Below are 22,180 nucleotides of genomic sequence, written 5' to 3' on the forward strand. Positions count from 1 at the left end.
CTACCTGTTCAACCACAGATAATTTAAAGGCCATTGGGTAATCACGCTGCGAGCGTCTGCGTCGCTTGGGCTCTACCTTTTCCATAATAGGTCTCCAATGTGTAAACCTATTTCAGGACGGGTCACCAAAAATCGAAAAGGCCAACCTTAGGGTTGGCCTTTTCGGCAGCGCGGAGCCTACTGCAGGAAATGGCTCATGGTAAAGCCACTGCTGGTATCTGGAGTTTCTTCAATTAACAGGAAGTACTCACCGCTGTTTTCATCTAGCGTGAGTTCGATGGTATCTAAGATTAATTGAGTGTTGTACTCCTCAGCCACGGCATAGATAAGATATTCAGCATTAGGCAGCAATACCTCTTTGCTGCTGCCAAAGTTTACCGATACGCTATAGCTGGCGGTATCGATGGTTTCATTTGGCAGAACAAAGTAGTACGTCACGTAACTGTATTCGTCGACAAAATTAACTGTGGCCATCTTATGGTCGTAGATCGACTGACGTTGGCTGTGGTCCACGGCTAGGCTGTGGACTTCTAACCAATCTTGCTCATCTTTGTCGGGATCGCCTTCGTATTCTCGGGAGTATACGAACACGGTGCGATTTTGGTCAGCTTCTAATGAGAACAGGTGGTTGTTGTCAATCATGGTACCCGTGGCGGTATCGTAAAAGTTGAGGGTGTAATCCCCTTCTTCTGCAATGAACTGCTCGCTTAATTCCCCAAATGCTAACTCATTGATATCGAACTGTATGTTTAAGCTGTGTACGTCGATATCTAGTACTCCGCAGTTTTCCGGCAGCAGCTCGTGTAAACCAAGCGCGTTGTAGACATTGAATTTGACCTCAGCGGTGACGTCAGGGTACTCAATGGCACCAGAACTGGTGGTCAGTCGGTCTAGCGTAAGCGGGGAGGTACCTGCACCGGCGTTATCACGGGCAATAATGATGTACTGGGTCGAGCTGTAGAATGTGATCTCAGCAGACTCGTACAGCACCTCATCGTCGTTCTCCTTAGTAATAAACACCTTGTAATCATCGATATCCAGATAGACTGAATCGGTTAGTGATTCGTGGTCGACTTGAGTTAGAAGTACCGCTTGTTCAAAAGTCTCATCGATGTCGGCGATGTAGACGTCCAGTGTTTGAGCTGTGGTATTTATGTTCAAGAAGCGCAGCGCGAACATGTCGTCATATTCGTCTTCATCAAGATCTTCGATTTCAATACCGTATTGAGCGACTTGGGGAACATTAATATCTCCTGTTACTACTAATAGCTGAAGCTGATCTTTGATTATGTCTAAAGATGACTGATGAATATCGATCAAGTCGTTATTAGTGTCTTCCCATGAAATAGTATAATCATAGTGGCGAGTTTCTAGGCTGAAATAGCCAGAGGCATCTGGGAAGCTGATATTGCTGTAGGTAAATTCGTCGTCATCACTGTCTGTTAATGTGATGGTGAGATCCGGTGAGTTAGGTGAGGCATTGTAGAGTTGAAAATAGGCCGTCTCATTACTATCACTGCTGCTGGAGCCGCAGCCAAAAAGGGTTAAACCGAGCAATAGTGGTGCGAACCACTTGGTTGTAGAGTTCATAATGCTTCCATTCTTTCACTAGTTATTTTTCGGTGAAGTCAATCAATTGACAACGTGAACATAGTGTGAGAATCACAATTGGTCACTAATATTTTCCTTATAAAACATAATTTTACATTGGTTGTGATTTTGATGATGGGGTGTTGTGATTTTGTTAACTGAGCGAGGTTCTTTGGAGGTCTATATTGGCATTGTGGTAACGTGCATTTTATTTAGTGGCCAATTTTTAATCGGTTAGTATATTAGAATTGGATTTAGAATGATTCACTGGTGGCAATTAACAACTGGAAATAATTAAATTTAAATGACAGAGCAAGATCTCGTGTAACCGAAATTTAAGCCATTGATCAAAGTGAAACTTATAGGATGCCATTTGAAAAACTCCAGAATGAATCTAAAAGCAGACAGGTTAAAGTGGAATATTTTTGTTTAAGAAGGACTTTACTGACAATCACTTAATTTTAGAAAGTCATGATGACTTTCTGAGTGCTTAGTGTGGCTGTTAATACTGCGGTGGGAATGTTTGACGCGCTATCTTACGCGTCAAACATTGTGTGGGTATTTTTAGCTTATTGAGTTAAGAACTGCTCAACAAAACGGCTAATATTGAACAGATCGTCAATGGCGATCTGCTCTTCAGTGGTGTGTACCTTAGACATGCCTGTTGCAAGGTTAACCGTAGTAAGCCCCTTAGCATTAAAGATGTTGGCGTCTGAGCCGCCTCCCGTTGATTTGGTGCGAGGCATCAGATCGCACTTCTCAAAGGCGCGTTTGATGCTATCGACCAGAGGGTGCGCCTCGTCAATCTGATACGCCACGTATTCTCGGCAACTTTCAATGTTAATCTGGGCACCATGGGCGTCAGCAGCATCTTGGAAGGTGGTTTCCATGTGGGCCACTTGTGCGCTGAGCTTTTCATCATTCAAAGAGCGAGCTTCCGCTTCCAAATACACCTCTGGCATCACAATATTGGTGGCATTGCCGCCCTTTACCACACCAATGTTGGCGGTAGTTTCTTCGTTAATTCTCGATAGATTCATTTTGCTGATGGCCTCTGACGCTACGGTTAATGCGTTGATGCCTTGCTCTGGGGCTAAGCCTGCGTGGGCGGGTTTGCCGGTAATGGTGATCTTAAAGCTCTGCTGCCCCGGCGCTTGAGTGATGATGGTGCCGATGTCACCGCTGGAGTCCAGTACGATGGCGCAATCGGACTCGATATCACGGATATCAAATTGGCGAGAACCGTGTAGGCCGCCTTCTTCGTGCACAGTGAATGCCAGTTCAATGGTTTTATGGGGTAGGCCGGCCTCTTGAATCGCTTTTACGGCTTCCATGATGGCTGCGATGCCGGATTTGTCGTCGCCGCCTAAAATGGTGTTGCCTTCTGAGCGGATGATGCCGTCGTCAATAACAGGCTTAATGCCGTTGCCAGGCGTGACGGTATCCATATGGCAGCTCATTAAAATGCTGCCTTCTAGACTGCCTTTCAGTTTGGCGTACAGGTTGTTCCCGTTGCTTACGGCGTCAGTAACGGTGCGCTTTTGTACGTCGAAGCCCAGCTCAGTGAGTTGCTGAGCTAGGTGCTCGGAGATTGCCAGTTCGTTGCCCGATTCACTATCGATCTGAATCAGCTCAAGAAAGTGTTCGACTAGGCGAAAAGAGTTAATGTGGGACATGACAGCTCCGATTTTTATAATTAAGCCGATCACCATACTTAAACTGCATGTTCGGCACTTTGAGCTGGATAACAAAACGGTAATGTTTTTATCCAAATTCTTCAGTCGCGGTGATTAAATCAACAAGCAGACAGGGAATTGGCCTCAATTGATGCATTCGTCACCACTTAAACCATAAGGGCTTTACAGCACCCCATGAGTTCACTACTATTGGCGGCTCTGGAGAGATGGCTGAGTGGTTGAAAGCACCGGTCTTGAAAACCGGCAAGGGTTAATAGCCCTTCTAGGGTTCAAATCCCTATCTCTCCGCCATACAACAAAAACCCGCCTAACTGGCGGGTTTTGTCGTTTTCAGGTTTGGAAAAGTGAGATAGGGTGCAGAAAGGAGCGGAAGCGACTAGCATCGTTTGCGATGGCCCGAAAGCGACTAAGTTAACTGCCAGTTATGAATGTGAGGGTAAAAAAGGCCCGCTGCGAGAGCGGGCAAAAGAGCACTATGATGGTGCGGTGAAACCGGTATCGACCAAGGCTTAAAGGATGCTTAGGCTGTGCTTGGTTGATGATGGCGAAACCACCACTTTAAACCATGGTCGATAATCCAAATGGCGATAACCGTGAGCACCACCGTAAAAAAGATGGAGCTAAATCGATACAGGATGGCGAAGAACGCATCTTGCTGCTGAGGAACTAGGGTCGTGGTTAGTGGTACCGTTAGGGCAGACATCGCCGAAAAAGCGATTCCGCCTTTTACTGGCCCTTTGGTTTGCCAGTGACAAAATAGCCCCATGGCAAGGGTCATCGCCAACCAGAACAGCAGGCCATGACTAAACCAAGGCCCTAAGCCCACTTGCACCGCCAATCCCGCCAGACACCCAATGCCTGTGCCAATGATTCGAATTTTTGCCAACGCCCAGGAGCCCGATAGCGTCATTGGTACCAAGACGATAATGATTGAAACCTGCGCGGAAACTGAGTCATACAAGTCGCTAAACTGAAACACCACAAATGCCAGCATCACCACTAACCAACCGGTGGCCACTTGAGTAATGGTGTGCAGCTCACTGTTTTTTGGCGGCATCGCGGGAGCTTGCTGGGAGTCTGAAGTTGGAAACAGCCACCACGCCAAAGAACAGATGCCAATATTGACTAACGCGATAACCCAGAGGTTGACGTTAAACTCTTCAATATTAATAAAATCATAACTGGCGTAGTTGAGGCTGATGGAGCCAACCAGCAGCCCCATAAATCCGAACAGGAAGGTTTTGGGGTGCATCATCTCAATGCATTTTGCCATCATCATCAGACCTACTGCGGCGGTTAACAGCAGTGGATGCTGTTGCAGCGATTGCACAATCAGCGTGGCTTGCAGCGTGGTCCAGATGGCAGACACCAGCGCAATGATCACCATTGGCATGTTGAGCTGATCGCTTTTGCCAAGAATGAACATCGGCAGCAAGATGGCGAAAAAACCATAAGGCCAATCAAATAGCATGGTTACCGCTAACGCCAGTGAGCATGCGAACCAGATCCGTAGCGTTTTCATTGGCAATCAACTAGTAGATGAAGTGGAACCAGCTGGCGAGCTGAATCTGCATCTTGGCCATGGCTTGCCAAAACTGACCCTCTTCAGGGTAAAGCACGATGGTGGCGCGAGAGCCGACAAACAGGGGCGATGGTAATGCTTCAGTTGCAGATAGGTTAACTCGGGTTCGCTGAGCGTCTCTGACCCAGCGGTTGTTGCCTTCAACTTTGGTGAGTGAGCCATTCGGGAGTTGCTGAGCTGCGGCAACACCGTAGTCTCGGCTGCTGAGTTCGAATGGGAAAACCTCTCCAGGTAGGGCATCAAATGCGATTAATGCTTGGTAGCTGCCGTCGACTTTAGCTACCGATTTTTCTCGAAAATCCGCTGCAACCCAAAGGCTTCGACTTGGAATAAAGCTAAGCATTGGGCTGTTGGTCATGGCGATGCTGCCCGCTTGAAGCTGAAGGTTAGTGATCACGCCGTCAGTGGGGGCAGTAATCAGCGTATTAGATAGATCTAGCTGCGCTTTATCGATCTCGTTTTTAGCCAGCTCCACAGCGGCACTTTCGCCAGGGTGGGCGCCCAATTGAGCCTCAATGACTTTGAGGTTTTGCTGTTGGGCGGCAAGTGAGGCTTTGGCAACGTCCAATTCGGCCTTCGCGCTATCCAGATTGGATTGGGAGGTGAGCTTCTGTTTGGACAGGGCGCTCAGGCGAACGTACTCTCGCTCCGCATGGATCCGTTGTGCTTTGGCTCTGGCGATGTTGGCTATCGCCGCTTTACGTTGCGAATAGAGCGTTGCCTCTTTTTCCAGAGCGGATTGCAAACTGTGTTTGGCTTTGTTTAAGGCGATCTGAAACTTGCGGTCATCAATGCGAAACAGCGGCTGGTCTTTCTCTACCCGTTGGTTGTTGGTCACCATCACCTCAATTACCTTGCCCGAGACCTCTGGCGCTATCTGAACCACATAGCCTTGAACTCGGCCTTCTGTGGTCAACGGGGCGTGTCTGTCGGCGATGACAATGTAGGCGAATAGGGTAATAAACAGGACGGTTAGTCCTTGCATCCAGCGCTTAAATACTTTATCTGATGACATGTGATGACCAATTTTTCTTAATTGGCGGGATTATAGAGAAGCTGACCAAAGTTCAGTAGAATGACTGATTCAACATATACGACCTATTTGTAGGACAATGAAGCCAAGTTTTGATGATCTATACCTTTTTGCTCAGACGGTAATTCATGGCGGCATCAGCGCTGCCGCGCAATCCAACGCTCTGCAGCGCTCAAAGGTGAGTCGGCGCATTCAGGAGTTGGAGCGAATGATGGGGTGCCAACTGCTGATCCGCACCACGCGAACCATTGAACTGACTCAAGCGGGAAAGCGGTTGTTTGATCTTATCTCTGAGCCGATGACTCAGATAGAGCAGGGGTTGTCGTTGGTTCAAGAGGATCAACACGAACTGTCGGGTAAGTTGCGGCTGGCGATCCCAGCGGCACTAATAAGCTCTGCGCCAGTAAGTGCCATTATTAGCCAATACAGTCGGCTTTATCCTGATGTGGCTTTGGAGATAGAGAGTCGTCAAGAGAGCGTCGACCTGCGCCGAGAGGCGTTTGATTTGCAGTTGCTACCCAGCGCGGAGAAGGTCATGGACGACAGCTATGTGCAATTTGCAATCTTGCCCTATTTTAGTCATTTCGTTGCTTCACCTAAGTATTTAGCAAGTCACCCAAGTATTGAAAGCTTAGAGCAGCTGTCTTGCCATCGAATTCTGACTAATCGTTATAACGCCGAGTTGCTGGATGAGCGCTTAACTCTCGCGTTGCGTTCCGATGATCTGAGTTTATTGAGGATATTGGCAATCAATGGTGACGGTGTCGCCTTCATTCCTCAGGTTCATTCTAAGCCGTCGATAGAGTCGGGTGAGCTGGTCGAAGTGCTTCCTGAGTTGACTAAGCCGCTGCAGCAGCTCACGCTCATCTACCCGTCAGCGCTGTTTTTGCCTAAGAAAGTCAAAGCGTTGATTGAGCTATTTCGACAGCAGTTTCAATAGCAGTCATAAAATTTCGAAATAATTAAAAAGTTTTATGCGTCTTTTGCAGGGGCAAAGCGTCTTTAAGGCAGACAAAAGACGATTTGGAATGCCGTAATGTTTAAGACCGAGCCAAATAACCCCGAACTCAGCAATAAATTCATCAAGTCTGATGCCAATATGTTGAATCAGATCTATGGCACCAGCCAAGTCACTCCCTACTGGATAGCGGACATGGCGTTTCCAGTTGCAGCGCCCATTACTCAGGCGATGCAGCACTTAGTCGATAGGCAAACTCTTTCTTATGAGTTTGATTCTGAAACGCTGTTTCAGCTGATTGCAGACTGGAACCGCAGCCAGCACGGCCTCGGGTTAAATCCGAAGCGATTTGTGCAGACCCCTAGAGTATTGAGTGCCATTGCCCTAGTGATCAGAGAGTTCACTGAAGAGGGTGACGGCGTTTTGATTCAGACACCGGTGTATCATCAATTTCACCGCCTCATCAGCTCAGCGGGTAGGCAGGTTATTGAAAATCCATTAGCACTGAACAATGGCCACTATGAGATCGATTTTGAGCACTTAACCAGCCAGATCCAAAGTGGCAAAGTAAAGATGATACTGCTTTGCAATCCCCACAATCCAGTGGGTCGAGTTTGGTCCAAGGATGAGATGCGCAGGTTGGTTGAGCTTGCTAGGCAAAGGGATGTGCTGATCGTTAGTGATGAAGTTCATGGAGATATTGTCTTTGATGATAAACCTTTCATCAGCCTTGCCAGTGTTGACTACCGCAACGCCATTACCCTGTTGGGCTCCCCTGCGAAGAATTTTGGCCTGAACAGTATCGCTAACGGCTATCTGTATGTCGAAGACGATGGTCTTTACCAACGCGTTAAAGATTTGGTGAGCTCAATGGCGCTGGATCATGGCAATGCATTTTCAACCTACGCCACCATTGCCGCCTATAAAGAAGGGCAACCGTGGTTTGAGCAGTTTGTCTCTTACACTCAGAACAATCGCGATTGGTTGGTGCAATTTATCCAAACTGAATTGCCTGATGTTGAAGTGACCATTCCTGAGGGGACGAATCAGATCTGGCTAAATTTTTCCGGCTTAGGTTTGGAGGATGAAGCATTGAAGTCGCTGCTCACCATCAAGGCAAAGCTGGCATTAACGCCCGGCAGTTGGTTTGGAGAGAAAGGCAGTCACTTTTATAGAATGAACTTTGCAGTGCCTTTATCGCAGCTAAAGGTATCCATGTTGGCATTGAAAGTGGCAGTGGAAGAGCGGTAATCAGTGACGGGCCGTATGAAATGAAAAAGCCGCCTAATAAGGCGGCTCTTAAGGCTCTAGGGCTTACCACATCAGATCATCAGGGATCTGATAATCGGCGTATGGATCGTCCTCTTCTGGGGTCTCCACTTCCGCTTTTGGCAGAGCAATCACGATGCTGGCGTCACGCTGTTCAATCTTCTCGGCAACTTTAGTTGGTACCAACTCGTAGTTGTCGCCTTGAATCACAATGGCCAACTGGCCATTGATCAAGCCGCGCTGCTGAGCTTCAGTTACGTAAATCTTGGTAATTTTGCCGTTATCAGAGAAGTTATAGGCAATTTCGCCTCTGCTGCGATCCTGCTTACTGGTATCAATCAGCTGCTTGATCTGCGCCAAAATTGCTTTGGCATCGGCTTCTTGTTGCTTCTTCTGATTCAATTCACGGTCACGTTGAGCTTGCTCTTGGCGACGCTGCTCTGCCAATACTTTGGACTCATCGGTAACCACTTGCTTGGATTTACGTTGCTTGTGTTTCTCTTTCTTGGCTTTTTGTACCGACTTCTTGTCGGCCAGGCCCGCTTTTAATAGCTGATCGGCGAGTGACATGGCCTCTCCTAACGAGGTGTTCATACGAATAACCAAAGTGTATCAGCTGTGGTCGATTTGCTAAACCGGCAGGATAAAGATTGGCTTTTTCTTGGCCACTCCCTTAGTCTGAGCCGAAAAATCACAGCAGCGGCGAAAATGATGATTTCAACCAGTAAGTTGGTGGTTGGCCAACAGGCGACAGGGACAGACATTACGGTTCCCGTTATTAAGATTCAGGGGCAGGGCGCGGGCCCCAGCGTCTACATTCAAGCCAACATTCATGGCGCGGAAGTACAGGGCAACGGCGTTATTCATCAACTGCTTGAAGCCTTTAAACGTCAGCCGCCACTTGGAGACGTGACCCTAGTGCCCATGGCAAACCCACTGGGTATCAACCAAAAAAGTGGAGAGTTTACTTTAGGGCGCTTTGATCCCATCACCGGTGAGAACTGGAATCGTCAATACCATTTTGACGCCGCCATTATTGATGAGCTGGTTAATCACCATTTCGATGCCAGTGAGGCCGAATTAGCATCCAGACTGCGCGCCGCCATGGCGGCGCAGATTGACGATAAGCTGGCCTCGCCTTTTGGGGTGAAAAGCGGCCAGCATCTGGCGTTACGGCTGCAAAAGATGGCGCTGGAGGCTGACATTGTGCTGGATCTGCATACCGGCCCAATCTCAGCTCGCCACCTCTATGTTCCCGCTTATGCCATTGAAGATGCCCCTTACTTTGGCATCGGACTGAATATCATCATCCCCAGTGATTTTGCCGGGGCGTTGGATGAGGCCAGCTTTAGCCCATGGTGGCAGCTAAGCGAAGCGATGCAGAAACAGGGACGTAAACTGCCGGTAATGGTGGATGCCTTTACTTTGGAGTTGGGATCTCAAGAAAAATTGGATATGAACGCGGCCAAGCTCGATGCTCAGGGGATTGTGAACTACCTGAGTCATCGTGGCGTGTTGGCAGAAAGTGCGTATCAAGCATCTGATTCAGCGCCGGAATTGCACGCCTGTTTACTCAAGGACTATCGGGCAGTGTACAGCCCTTACGGTGGTCAAATTGAGTATTTAGCGGCCTTGGGCCAACCTGTGGCAGCGGGTGAGCCGTTGGCGAAAATTTGGCATTTCGACGCCCTAGGTACCGCGCAACAGGTTGGCCGAGAGCTCACGTTGCCTGAAGCGGTAATACCAGTGCTTCATTTTGCTTCCGCCAGTGTGCGTCAGGGGACTGAACTCTACAAGGTGCTAACCAACACCTTTAGACTGCCGGCGCCAGATAGATAAGTTGCTTAAAATTAGGTGGTTAGGCTGAATTTGCCTAAGAACTGTAAGCAATTGATGAAAACTGAAGCAATTGATTTTCATGCTCTTGCAATTCTACTCGGACAGGGTATTATCCAATTCGTTGTCGGCCAGTAGCGCAGCCAGGTAGCGCACTGTCATGGGGTGTCAGGGGTCGGAGGTTCAAATCCTCTCTGGCCGACCACTATTCAACAGAGAAACCCGCAAGTTCATCAAGAGCTTGCGGGTTTTTTCGTTTTTGGCCGATTGTATGAAACCGCAAAACTCCCCCAAACCCCCAACCCCGTTTTAAACAAAAGGCATAAAAAACGCCCCTATAAAAGAGGCGTATTTGGATGATGTTTTGGTGAGTTTTCGGCTAGACAATTAGCTCTTCTGAGCTGATGTAATAGCGATAAGGTCGCTTTCGAAACTGGCACTGACAGCCGCTACCGATTGCAAGAAGCAGTCCTAGAACTGTGAAGGCTCGGGGAAACAACCCTTGGGATAGTATAGTGAGCCGGGAGCTCGTCGCGGGAAAGTCCCTTGCCTTTAAGCCAATCCTGATGGGCTTCAGGGAAGTCCTTGATATCCTCCCACTCTTACACGCGGGCGATGGTGGCGCATACGGTAAAGCGTACAAACAGTGGATACCAGATTTTGGTGAACTGTCGTGGGCTTTGAGTCACCGAGAAATATTGAGAAAAGGCATCGACGTGCATGCGAGGCTTCCGAAAAAGGGAGTATAAGTTTACAGCTGGGTCTGAGGGTCAAATCTGACTAGTAGTGCTCAGAAAATGTGCGCGTTCTGGCTCTGGCGGGCATTATCGTCTCAGTAATGGTATCCGTTTTATAAGGCACAAATCCGCTTCGTTTATAAGAGGAGTTATTTAGATCATTATCAGTCGGAAAAATAAAATAGCTCTGAACGTTAAATTAAATTGTTACTTGACTGATGGTTTTATTTTTAGATGCTATGTTATAGGTTCAGTTTATCTATATTGGAGAACGGTACATGTCAGCGGAAGACTATATTGTAAACTCATTGAATCCAACGAAAATAGACAGCTTGGATGGTTTTGAATATCGAGATAAGGGATTTTCAGGCAGGATATATACCAATGAGCTTGGCCATGCCGTAAAAATCTATAATGCTGATTTACCTGTTGATGCGGTGCATTTTGAGGTGGAGGTTTTGAAGCGACTGCAGGCCACCCCGTTGGCTACGGTTAAGCTGATCGAGGCTATACAACTCGGATCCCAGTGGGGGTTTCGTTATCATTGGATTGACGCCTCGCCGGTAGATAAATCCATTAAGCAGCGGGTTGAGGATAGAGAGTTGATAGCCCGTCAACTGGCACGCTTGCATACTCAGGTGCACCGGATTCCTAGCTTCGAATTTTTACCTAGCCAACAGCAATTTTTCTCTAGCAGCTTTGACCGATTTAATCATTTGCAGTCCCAACGAAGGCGGCGTTTGTTGCGCCAATTAGAGACGATGTCCGATCCGTCGATGTTATGTCATGGCGACTTCAATCCTCGTAATACCTTAATGGCTCAGCGGCAGGCCTACGTCATCGATTGGCAGCGAGCGTTTAGTGGCGATCCAATGGCCGACGTGGCCAAAACTTGGGTCAAGGTCAGCTTCCATGCCTATAAAGATGGCAAAGCCGAGATTCAAGATAGGCAAGCATTGGCAGACTTTATGCGCTGTTATTTGGATGAGTATGAACGCTTAGGTAATTTAAATCGAGAGTTATTGTTAAGTTGGATAGAGATTGTGGCAGGCTTTCTGTGTCGCAGCCCGGAAAATAATAAGAGGCAGTGGTACTCCGAATTAATTGACCTTGCTGAAAATAGCCCCAAAACACTTTATGAGTTGGTGTTTGGGGCTAGTTAAATAATGGCGCTTGCTAATCAAAGTAAGGAATTAAGGTGCGAACCGAACCGGTGATAGGTTTAGGAATAGGCGGATCGCTTGGGGATAATGAGCTCGTATTCACCACACTGGCGTAGATCCTTGCCCCATCGGGCGCCATGGCGATGCTGCCAAACAGCCCATCGACCTTGATGGGTGACCAGGATAACTCCTGCAAGGTGTCGGGGTTAAACACGCTGAACCGAGTCGTGTTATGGTCGGTAACCCCAGCCGCATAATCGGCACCAAAGACGAATAGGTACTGATCGTCGTAGGAGTAGCCAAGACCGGTTGAAACCACCTCAGGGTTGGCACTAAAACCGTTAAATACCTGATTTCGGCTTTTTAGTGCCATTGGCGTTGAGCCGACATCAACGGTACACAAGACAAAGGCACGGTCTGCACCGTTGTAGCCTAGAGCCAAGGTGGCGGCGGTACTGTTGTCAGCCGAGACGGCGATGGGACCGGGACTGTAGCTGACGGTCTGGTCTGATTTTATGGATACGGGACTGTGGGCAATCGGCGTAAAGCTGCTGCTGTCGAGCACGCCCAAACCCTGACTGTCAGAGAAGTACAGGTTGTTGTCACCAAAGGCGAGCCCGATCCCACGAACGTCATTGCTGGAATAAGGGGAGCCGTCAACGATCTTGAGATCTGAAGGGGTAAAGCCCTGAATATTGGGGCCTGAAGGCCCTAAGGGTCGGCTTTGATTGATGGCCAGTTGGCTGTCGTCCGCCGACAATGCCATCGGGTAGAGATTCGGCGCCGCGTTGCCACCGGGGGCGCTACTGACGTCAATCGACTGGAAGCTGCTGTCGTAGGCCGAGATTCGACCATTGCCTTGGGTATCCTGAATGGCCACGTACACGACGCTGCCATTGCTGTTAAGCACCACGTTCTTGGCGAAGTCACTGCCGAGATTCAATTCTTCATCCTGCGCCACCAAGGTTGAGCTATCCAGTTTCTTGATCCCATGTTGATTAACCAAATACAACCAGTCACCATCCGGGGACACTTGCAGCGGTCCTGGTGCATCAAAGCTCTGGGGGGAGACGCGAGAGGATTGCTTCCACTTGATGTAGATGGTCTTTTGGATCTTTGACCTGCCGTTTTGGCCGAAGGCGGTAAGGGTGTAGCTGCTCTTCAATGGTTTAGTGAGATTAATCGTTTGACGAAAGGGGTTGTTCAAGTTGTTGGAAAGCAAGCGTTCACTGGAGCCGGTTAGCTCACAGTACTCGGTGTTTTCCGTATCCCAGATGAGCTGCAGGGTGGTGGTGTCACCCTGGATATCGATCTCGCCGCTAAATTTGTTGATCTTCACCGACGGCTCTTTGAACAGCGGCAGTTGCGTTAGGCGATCATTAAACCCTTCGAAGTTATAGGTCTCCACGTACAGCAGTGTCTCCGGAGAGTCTTGGTCAATCGGAAGGTTGGAATAGATATGGCTGAAGTAGAGATCTAAGAATGGCCCGGAGGCGTGGGTTCCCTTCGTTACGCCGGTAAATACGTGGCTATTGGCGGTCTTGGGCTGAACCTTCCAGAACGGGGCATTGTCATCGTTGGTTGGTGGAATGATCTCCCACCAGTCGTTGGACAATACCTTGGGATCTGTGGCACTCAGAGACAACCTGATGTTTCGTGCCGAGGTGTACAGGTTGTAGTTTGGGTCCCCCTGGCTGAAATCGTTGGTTAGATCATATCGAGCTGGCAGTTTGGCATTGGCACTAAAATAGGGGAATTGGATCTGGAAGGTTGGTGGATTATTGGGATCCCAGCTTTCCAGTAGATAGCCCAAACCGGTTTGGGTATGTGTTGAGGGCAGGTTTTGATCCTGAAAGTTAAGGTTGATGTGGATGATGTTTTCGGCGGCGTTGACGCCGGTGACCGGGATTTCACTGTCGGTAAACACCAAAGGGTTGGTGTCGCTGCCGTCATTGACTCGCACCGTCATTCGTAAGGCATTCTCGTTACCCAGCAGCGGCTTATCGTTATCATTGGGTGCCGCTAAGGCGGCCAGAGTTGCTGAGGTGATCATCTCAATGCCGGGGAAGTCATAGCAGGCAAACAGGCTGGCGGTGCCCTTAGCAGAGGGAGACACTGAGTCGAGGTTTATGGTGACGGCATTGTCGCTTCCGGTTTTAAAGGGAACCCCGTCTGATGGTGCTTTAAGTTTCAGTACGTAATACGCCTTATTATCCGACTTATCCGGATCGTTGTCTGGTGTGTAGTAACCGTCAGTGGTCCATGGCGCTGCCACGGTGATCCCTTGAATACCCTCCTCATCAATCAGGGTCTTGGCGATCTTGATAAGCAGGTTGGTTGATGAGGTAAAGCTGGCGTCAAAGCCTGAGTTATTGGTCAGGGTCAAATCCAGCTTGTTGCCTTTATCCAGTCCGGTATAGATGGTGGCCTTGTCGTCACCGCTGATATCTGGATTGCTCAGTGTCAGCGCAAATAGGTTAGCCATGATGTCATCCTTGAGTTTGCTTGGCGTTGTTCAATTTCAGCCAGCCGTCGACTAGCATCTGTGGTTTTTGCGGGAATACGGCGTTGGTGACGCCTTGGGCCGGTTGCAGCGGCAGATCCGGTGCGCCTATCTCCACCCAAGACCAGTCATAGCCAGCTTCAGCTGGCAACGGGATAGCCGGAGGTGTTTGGGCACGTAATAGTGGTGCGGTTAGGAAGGTGATCTGCAGCTTTTGCAAGACGTCGGCAAACAGCTCCGGTGGAATGCTCAATGGTTTCATCGGCAGCACGCCAGTGGTCGCATGCACTGCGGCTCTTGGGTTCATCACGAGCGTGAGCATCGCCTCAGAGCCGTTGGGTTTGAGGTTTAGCGGCGAGGTACCAGCCGCAGCGACAGAAGTGATCCCATTACTGTTGTTCATGGCGACTGGGGTATACAGAGTTCCCCAATCTTCGCCGAGGAAGTAACCGGCGACCCCATCGTTAAAGTAGGGGATGTTAGCGCCATTAGGGGTTTGAATCTCGGCCATGCCAATGCGGCAGCGGATATCCAGATTGCTCAGATTACCTTCATTAAAATTGCCAAAGTTGTATGGGATGTACTCGTTGGCGTTGATGGCAAACTGAGGACCACTTTGATCCCACTTGGGATAGGTTCGGTCGTTTAGACCGACAAAAGGTGCCCCTTTCTGAGTGATTGAGATCGACGCCTGAGTAATGACCAAGGGCTCTCCCATTAAGACTCCAAGACTGGCACTTTGCTGCATCTCTGGGGTGACGATAAACTGCTGCGCCTTTCTGGTGACCTCTAAGAACTGCTGGAATCGGGTGTCGATGACCGAAGTGCTATCGGCGTACAGATAATCACAAACAAAGTCGACGAAAACCGAGTTGGCTTGCTTGGCGGCGAAGTAGGCTTGCATCTGGTCGCGGTTGTTGGCGCCTTTTTCCGTGGTTTCTCCGGGAACGGGGAACCAATGCAGCTTGGTTTCTCGAGTACCTAGTGACCCCATTGGCCGACCTGCGGCGTCGTATAGCATCAGCGAGTCATCTAGGTGATTGGGCCATAGCCAGCCACAGATTGGGGAGGCAGCAGGATGGTCGCCATCCTCTAGATAACTGCTGATGCCACTGGTGGATTCGGCGGCGCGCCAGTTAAAGTTGACACGCGAAGGCTGGGCCAGTCGAGGAGCAAGGTAGGTGTTGTGCCCTTGTTGATCCGGCGGGGTTTGCGCTGAAGTCATGGTCTCGGCGACGGCGGTTGGGTTGGGCTTAGGTAGCGTGACTGAACGTCCAAAGGCATCCACCAAAACGATGTCAGTGAGCTTGAGAAATCCCGCCCTCAGCGGGTTAAAGTAGGCCTTGGTGTTGCCACCGGCAAAGGCATCGGGATTAGGGCCTTCGTCATTCCATTCAATGGGCCAATCCAGCGATTGTCCGTGCAGCAACGACGTCGGCCATAGGTTCTGTAAAGCCAGGCCAAATCCGGTTTTGGGGTCTTGGCTGGTCCAATTCTGGGGGATGTTGATTGGGATCTGTAGTTCTTGCTCACGGGTTACGATACCGGGATTGAATCCACTTAAGCCCTGACTAAGGATATTACGCGTTTTATAGTCGCTGTAAGCCTGATAAAACTTGAGTTTTTCGTCATAGTTTTCGGTTCCACTAACCGGTGCCCCTTGCTGTGGGTCGTAATTGAGGTAGTGGCTGCAATAGGTGCTGATTTGATCGCACAGGCTGGTGGTGGCGGCAGACGACAGTGAGATCAAACCGTGAACGGGGAAGGAGTTGTTTGTGCTGGTTCCCGGCTTAAAGTTGTTGATCGCCGATGACGAGGGTTGCAGCTCAACCTCATATTGACCGAGTTCAAATTGGTCCAGGAAATCACTCGGATAGGACTGAGTGGCGGTATCAAACTGATCACTAAAGCGATAATCGGCATTCCACCAGATAAACAATGGTAGGAATGGATCGCGATTCTGACGCCAATTGTACGCCGTGTAATAGGGCAGCTTACCTTTGAGCCCCTGTGGGGCAGAGGAAAGCGTGACGTTATGCAGGGCGTTGTAATGAAGTTGCTGATTGTCTGCCGCCGCCTGCTCGAGATCGGCCTCGGTCACAGTGCTCGATAACTCTGGCGTCAACAGATACAGCTCCTGGGCCAAGCTTTGCAAGGTTTGTGATAGGCCTGGAATCTTGGTATTGAGGTTAGTTGACAGTTGGCTCAGTGGCGCAGGGTAGGTCACCGGCTGACTTGGCGTAACAATCTCTGCATTCAATCGACACGGGATGACTGCCGCTTTACCGTTGCGAACCAGGTCACTTAGTGGGTTGTCATTGTCATCCCCATCCCCGACTTTGGATTGGGCCAATAGAATCACCGGTTCGGTGGGCTCTTTGTAGTAATCTGCTGGCGTTGCGGTTAATTCAAACAGCGACGAGACCTTACTACCTAAGAATCCATTCCATAGCGTCACCTGTTGGGCGTCGGCAAGACGGCCAGCGACGGTCTCAAGCGCTTCACCAATGCTGTTTCGCAGACTCTGCCAATCGGGATCTCTGGCCATCTGCTGAAGGGCGGTAATCGACGGCGCTTGGGCGTCTGCAGAGGCCAGCAGATCGTCGATGTCATTGAGCGCGGCATCGAGGTCCGGTTGGGTTTGGGTTAAATCATTAAGTACCGCCGGTAGGATTTGTTCGCTGATGGTGGCCAGTTGGCTGCTAAACGTCTTCAGGGTCGAACTGCCTAAGGTGGTTAGCGCACTACCAAGAGCAGCAGAGCCGGTTGATGCCGCAGCGATGGCTTGATTGATCTCATACTCGCACAGTTGCAGGTAGTAGGCCGACGAGGTCTTAAACACCAAGTTGGAGTTGGCGTAGAAGTAGGCATAACCGAGATAAAGAGCCGCTGCTGAAGTGTTTACTGGGCTGGCAGCATTGCCGCCTTGGCCACTGAGTCGATCCATCAGAGCCTTGATGCCGATAAAGCCCGAGTCCGTGGCTTCCCAGCTTTTCAGGTTGCCTAGGGTATTGAGGCCGATGGCACCAGTGTAACTTTGGCCAGCGGGCAATGGGGCTTTGCCTGGATCTGGGGTGTATGGCAGATCCTTGGCGAAGACGCCGCTGCTTGGTTCGACGTACTGGGTCAGGTTCGACTGAGCGTCTTGCAAGACTTTTGCCTGTGCCAACAGACCTGACTTGGTATTGGATAGGGCGGTCATCGAAGTATGAGCCATGGCCATCACCGTAGCGGCATCTTTGACTAAACCTTGGGCGCTGAGGATGTTCTGGCCAGCATCGCTGCCTCCAACCTTGGCTTGCCTAAGCAGCCTTTGTGCGGTTTGTAAGCTAGAGACTGCCGTAGGAAAGGCCTCTCCAACGGCTTGATCTAGGCCAAATCCCAATTCTAGTAGCGGATTGACCACTGCGGTTCCAGCGCCGTTGGGGCTGGCATTGAAGGTGTAGGTGGCGAGCTTTTTTCCGCCGTCACTGGGGAAACTGTCGGGAACCTCAATCTGAAAACTGTCGCATTCAGGTGAGAATGGGCTGCTTTCTTGACCGGCTTCGGAGTAGTTGCCCGCTTGCAGGAAGCGCGGAAACAGTTGAAACAGACCATCGACCATAAAGGCCCCAGTGTTGTCATTGCTTAGGGCGTTGGGGTTGTTTAGCACGTGGTCATTGATCGCGGTAACGTGATGGACCCAGTCGAAGAAGATCTGTTTTCGACGGCCATTGATGTCATCACGGACGGCATCAAGACTGTGTTGTTTGTCGTTGAGCTGCGCCAATACCTTGGACAGATAGTCGGGCAAAGGCACCTCGTTGTCGGCGGATGATCCCGAGGTGGGATTGGCATCGTGTTTCTGTTTAACGCCCCATTGATAGCCCCCGGGGACGTCAGCAAAGGCGGTACCGTGTAGGAAGGATTCCAACTGACCCACACCTTGTTCGCCCGCAGCCAAGCCATGCAGTTGGTTGTACTGGAGCGCATTAAGTAGCCATTCGATGTTGGAGTCGACGCCTTCGCCGTTATCCAGTGCGGCGTTGCCTGCTTCCACTGAAGAGAGGTAGGCGGAGAGGGCTTCAGCGGTGTTATTACCGATGGCCACCTGCACCTTGTCAGCCGACGGTGCTGCAGTGGGGTAACTGGGGTTCCCTGGGCTTTTGATTTTCCACTCGATGTCGGACAGGATGCCGGAGGCAACGGCTTGAATCTTGCCTGCGTTGTCCGGAGTGATGCCGTCAAATGACGACAGCGACCAGCCGAGATTTTGCTCGAAGATATCCTGCAGATAGTCGCTGAAGTCGGGCTTATCGTCACCCATGTTGTTGTAAGCATCTAGGGCTTGGTTGACGATGATGTTGCATTCGTCGGTAGAGAGGTCACTGACCCAGCCCATGACACCGTACGAGACGCTGAAGTCGGTGTTGAGTTCAAGCTCAGTCTCTGGGTTGTCAAAGCAATCGTCAAGGGTGTCCCAGATCCCCAGCACTTGATTGCAGTTGGGGTAGAATGCGGTAAAGGTCTCACCGTAGCCATAGGTGGCTTGAAACATTTCACCCAAATAGCCGTTCTGACCACCTGAGGCAGAAAGTGCCTTCAGCAGATCCGTAGGCTCACTCCAACTGCCAGTAGATAGGTCGATGGTCTTGCCCAAGTAGTTGCCCTGAACACCTTGGAGGGCATTTGGGTTGTCCATCCAGGGAATCGCCGTCGGCGTTTTGACTTTATCCGGGGTTTGGTTGGTGTGGGAGTCACTCTCCATCACCCACAGACGAATGTGGCTATTGCCAGCTTTGTTCTTGAAAAAGCGGATAATTAGCCAGCGATTAGGCATGACGGGATAGCGCACATCACCGGAGGCTTCATCCTGCACACCGCGGGTATAGCTACGGGGCAGAGTCCAGTGCAGATGGATCCCTGGCTCGCTGTTGAGGCTGGTTTGCGCGGTTGCAAAACGGTTGGAGGCGATAAGCCCGCCTAGCGAGGAGGCGGGTTGTTGACCAAGTTGCGCAAAATCATAGAGTGCGGTCTTGGCGGTTTGATTGCTTGAAGGAGCGACCCTCAAGGCCTCGACATGAATAGGCACGATTACGTTCATTATTTTTCGCTCTCTTGGCTGTCGTTGCTATTGATAAAGCTGACCAGACCGACCCCGTGAACCATCTCTAGGGCGAAGTCCGACGCTAGTAGGTGATTCTTGTAGTTGTCGTCTCTCGGATGGGCTTGGTAATAACCGGGGGCGGCAATATCTGGATTGCTTTGAACCCCTGCGGTATGCAGCGCTGCCCCCAAACCCTGAGACAGGGCCATCATGTCCAGAACCCGGGCGTCTTGGTCGGCAAACACCGTATCTATCTCCACGTCCTGATGGCTGTCGGCATCGTACTGGGTATCTGGGTCATCCCAGTTGATTGTTGGTACCCGCAGCGTCTTCGATACCTTATTACCTTGGCTGGTTGTGAATACCTGCTCGAAACCAAAATGAATCGCCTCCGGAGGCTGGTGCAATACCAACTCATACAGGTCTCCTTCGAAGATTCCCAGCATCACCTTATCTGACAGCCGTACCAGCCTGAGGATGGTCAGTGATGCCACATCGCTGCTGGCAATGGTGCCGTTCTCGTAGTCGTAAGGAGACGCGCCTTTTGGGTAGCCGGCGACGTCGATGGTCTTCCAACCTTTGACCACCTCTGAGTTGAGCAAGAAACCGGTGCGTACGGTATTCAGCGCGTTGGAGCCCGCCTCTAGGGCGGGCTGTTTTAGCTGGGTACGACGAAAGTTCACCTGGTTCATGGTAGTGGTGTCATTGGCCATCGCGCCGGTCGCCATCTCAGCATGCTGGGTCGGCGGGGCGGTGTCGTCACCGTTGTAGTGGCGGCCAATGCTGAGAGCGCCATCAGCCAAGGCATTGGTCCAGTTGGGATCTAGATAAAAGAAGCGAATGCTTTCCGGTGGCAGGAACTCCTCGCTGGGGACCAGATAGTGAAATGGCACGCCGATGAGTAGCTTTAGCCGCGTCATCCAATTGAGTAGATCGTTAGGTATGCCGTCAGAGGCCAGGGTGCTGGCCAGATCGGTGAACTGGCTCTGGGTCTTTAACATGAGGGCGCTCCTTTAGTCGGCCTTAGGGGTGGCGATGAAGTTCATCACCCCCTTATAGAGGGCTTTGTTGCGAGTTGGGCTCGCGTTGTTCGAGGCCACCGCGGTTCGAAATGAGCTCATCATCCCCGGCAGACTGTCTTGCAGTACTGCGTCCTCAAGCATCATCCGGTAGGTTTGGTTGGTGGATTTTTTCCACCGATATAGCTCTGTGGAGAAGCTTTTATCCTGTAGGGAGATCAACTGCCCAATCTGCCATGCGGCCGCGTAGGAGGTGTCGTACAAGCCGACATTGGGATCAAACCGCAGCAGTTGATCGGCGGAGTAGATCAGTGGCTGCTGTGCTGATGGGGTGGCCGCACTGCCAGAGAGGAACTGTTGTTTATTGGCAACTGGAAATGGCGCGAACGGACCTCGGTACCAGGATACGGTCTGGATCGGTTGAGTGGTTTTTCCGTTAATATCCGGCACTCGGGTCAACTGGTTCATCGGCGAATACCCAAGCTGTAGCATATCACTGACAATCGCTTGCTGTTCTGTCAGAGGCGCTTGGTAATTCGGTTGGTGAGGGCTGCGAAACTGCGGAGTCGGTACCTTCTCGCCACTATTGGGGCCATCCGGGTCTCGGCCATTGAGGGCCTTGAGCATATGAACAAAGTTGTAGCTGGTGTCTGGCCAGGACACGAACTGCCATTGATGGAGCACAGGTAGCCGGACAAAGCCACTGGTGGCAACGTTCTTGGCATAGTAGCCGTCGCTGGGGTGCCCTCGGAGGGCATTTTCCAGATGTTCTAGTGATACTAGTACCGCCATGTTGTTGCCGCCTGCGGGTTGCTCCTGTGGCGCCGGAGGGGTCTGTGTCGCCTCCATGGTTTCCGGCAACCGATTACCGACTACTAGCGAGAAGCTCTGCTGCATCTCTGACGTGGCACCATCGGCAATGGGCTTGGCGTCGGTCTCTACGGCGCGCACATGGGCCATCATCTTAAGATCGTCGATGCTGGGGCAGATGCGATTAAATACGCTAGCGGGAATGTCGATGAAATTACAGGTGGTCTCAGCGTTGTATCCAACACCCGGGTCGACGGTATCTGCTTGCGGTGCTGGTTGGCCCGGCTCCAAGGTGTAGGAAAAGATGGAGTAACCGTTTTTCGGTAGCTGGCCTTGAGGCGTGGTGCCGTTGGCACCTTTGGCCTTCCACTTATCTGGAATCAGCTCAAGGGCGCTGCCGTTTTGGGTGATAAGACTGGTCGGGTTGGCACCTTTAATGTCCGATGGGCTGATAGTGAGCACCGCCAGCCAGGTCGCCTTGTCATCGTCGTATGCGATGTTGTGCTCTTTGCCCCCGTAGCTGGTGGTGTATTGACGCTCCTCAATGGCCGGTTCATTGCCGGGAAGGTAGGGAGAGCGAATCCAGGGCAACTTGACCTTGTTTAGGACCACATGAGCCAAGCTGTTAGAGAAGCCTCCAGCGGCGGCCCGCGGTGGATACTCTGATTGCACGGCGTCCGTGGGGATAGCGTACTTGGGGCCGACGACCCCAAAACGTTTGCTGATGGTTGGTAGCGGCCCCTCAGAGATGGAGCTGCCGTCGGATTTGTTCAGCTCCTGCTTTACCTCAATTTGATAGACCCCAGCCTCAAGGCCGGGCAGGCTGTGCTGAATGAAGGACGCTTTTTTTGCGAACAGTTGCACGTCGCTGGGTCGGGTTGTGGAATCTGCCATGGT

The 22,180-nt window shown here is 50.8% G+C and carries 14 protein-coding genes and 2 tRNA genes; 7 read left to right on the forward strand and 9 right to left on the reverse strand.

Going from position 1 to position 22,180, the window contains the following annotated elements; translation table 11 throughout:
• Positions 1-177: 177 nt before the first annotated feature.
• Complete coding sequence (locus FCL42_RS15560; RefSeq protein ID WP_136864349.1) at positions 178-1,590, reverse strand: DUF4397 domain-containing protein; 1,413 nt, start codon at positions 1,588-1,590, stop codon at positions 178-180.
• Positions 1,591-2,159: 569 nt separating this feature from the next.
• The gene (locus FCL42_RS15565) at positions 2,160-3,266 is read right to left on the reverse strand and encodes a M20/M25/M40 family metallo-hydrolase (RefSeq protein WP_136864350.1); all 1,107 of its coding nucleotides are present in this window, start codon (positions 3,264-3,266) and stop codon (positions 2,160-2,162) included.
• A gap of 221 nt (positions 3,267-3,487) precedes the next feature.
• Between FCL42_RS15565 and FCL42_RS15570 the strand changes: the two genes are divergently transcribed.
• Together FCL42_RS15570 and FCL42_RS21730 are read left to right on the forward strand one after the other, a co-directional pair.
• Positions 3,488-3,578 (forward strand) — tRNA-Ser (locus FCL42_RS15570).
• 63 nt (positions 3,579-3,641) lie between these two features.
• Complete coding sequence (locus FCL42_RS21730; protein WP_169308412.1) at positions 3,642-3,800, forward strand: hypothetical protein; 159 nt, start codon at positions 3,642-3,644, stop codon at positions 3,798-3,800.
• A gap of 7 nt (positions 3,801-3,807) precedes the next feature.
• On the opposite strand, the gene FCL42_RS15575 is transcribed toward FCL42_RS21730, so the two are convergent.
• Entirely contained in the window at positions 3,808-4,809 is a 1,002-nt protein-coding gene (locus FCL42_RS15575; RefSeq protein WP_136864351.1) for a DUF2955 domain-containing protein, read from the reverse strand.
• A 10-nt stretch (positions 4,810-4,819) separates the two neighbouring features.
• Entirely contained in the window at positions 4,820-5,884 is a 1,065-nt protein-coding gene (locus FCL42_RS15580) for an HlyD family secretion protein (RefSeq protein ID WP_136864352.1), read from the reverse strand.
• A 97-nt stretch (positions 5,885-5,981) separates the two neighbouring features.
• On the opposite strand from FCL42_RS15580, the gene FCL42_RS15585 reads away from it, so the two are divergent.
• Both FCL42_RS15585 and FCL42_RS15590 read left to right on the forward strand, forming a co-directional pair.
• Positions 5,982-6,842 (forward strand): LysR family transcriptional regulator, encoded by an 861-nt coding sequence (locus FCL42_RS15585; RefSeq protein ID WP_136864353.1) that lies wholly within the window; start codon positions 5,982-5,984, stop codon positions 6,840-6,842.
• A gap of 96 nt (positions 6,843-6,938) precedes the next feature.
• Entirely contained in the window at positions 6,939-8,111 is a 1,173-nt protein-coding gene (locus FCL42_RS15590; protein WP_136864354.1) for a MalY/PatB family protein, read from the forward strand.
• A 63-nt stretch (positions 8,112-8,174) separates the two neighbouring features.
• On the opposite strand, the gene FCL42_RS15595 is transcribed toward FCL42_RS15590, so the two are convergent.
• Complete coding sequence (locus FCL42_RS15595) at positions 8,175-8,699, reverse strand: DUF2058 domain-containing protein (RefSeq protein WP_136864355.1); 525 nt, start codon at positions 8,697-8,699, stop codon at positions 8,175-8,177.
• 138 nt (positions 8,700-8,837) lie between these two features.
• Between FCL42_RS15595 and FCL42_RS15600 the strand changes: the two genes are divergently transcribed.
• The 3 genes from FCL42_RS15600 (at position 8,838) to FCL42_RS15610 (ending at position 11,865) form a co-directional block, all read left to right on the forward strand.
• Positions 8,838-9,968: a M14 family metallopeptidase gene (locus FCL42_RS15600; protein WP_136864356.1), complete on the forward strand. Its 1,131-nt coding sequence runs from the start codon at positions 8,838-8,840 to the stop codon at positions 9,966-9,968.
• Positions 9,969-10,093: 125 nt separating this feature from the next.
• Positions 10,094-10,170, forward strand: a tRNA-Pro gene (locus FCL42_RS15605).
• A gap of 810 nt (positions 10,171-10,980) precedes the next feature.
• Complete coding sequence (locus FCL42_RS15610) at positions 10,981-11,865, forward strand: phosphotransferase (RefSeq protein ID WP_136864357.1); 885 nt, start codon at positions 10,981-10,983, stop codon at positions 11,863-11,865.
• A gap of 13 nt (positions 11,866-11,878) precedes the next feature.
• On the opposite strand, the gene FCL42_RS15615 is transcribed toward FCL42_RS15610, so the two are convergent.
• The 4 genes from FCL42_RS15615 to FCL42_RS15630 are packed head-to-tail and all read right to left on the reverse strand — an operon-like array spanning position 11,879 to position 22,177.
• Positions 11,879-14,350 carry a hypothetical protein gene (locus tag FCL42_RS15615; protein ID WP_136864358.1) on the reverse strand — a complete coding sequence of 824 codons (2,472 nt, stop codon included), beginning with the start codon at positions 14,348-14,350 and terminating at the stop codon, positions 11,879-11,881.
• Positions 14,351-14,354: 4 nt separating this feature from the next.
• The gene (locus FCL42_RS15620; protein WP_136864359.1) at positions 14,355-19,451 is read right to left on the reverse strand and encodes a hypothetical protein; all 5,097 of its coding nucleotides are present in this window, start codon (positions 19,449-19,451) and stop codon (positions 14,355-14,357) included.
• On the reverse strand, positions 19,451-20,455 hold the full coding sequence (locus FCL42_RS15625) for a hypothetical protein (protein WP_136864360.1): 1,005 nt from the start codon (positions 20,453-20,455) through the stop codon (positions 19,451-19,453). Before FCL42_RS15625 ends, FCL42_RS15620 begins: the two co-directional genes overlap by 1 nt.
• 12 nt (positions 20,456-20,467) lie before the next feature.
• Positions 20,468-22,177: a hypothetical protein gene (locus FCL42_RS15630; protein WP_136864361.1), complete on the reverse strand. Its 1,710-nt coding sequence runs from the start codon at positions 22,175-22,177 to the stop codon at positions 20,468-20,470.
• Between the last annotated feature and the right edge of the window lie 3 nt (positions 22,178-22,180).

The sequence above is a fragment of the Ferrimonas aestuarii genome (assembly GCF_005116665.1).
In the GTDB taxonomy this organism is placed as follows: domain Bacteria; phylum Pseudomonadota; class Gammaproteobacteria; order Enterobacterales; family Shewanellaceae; genus Ferrimonas; species Ferrimonas aestuarii.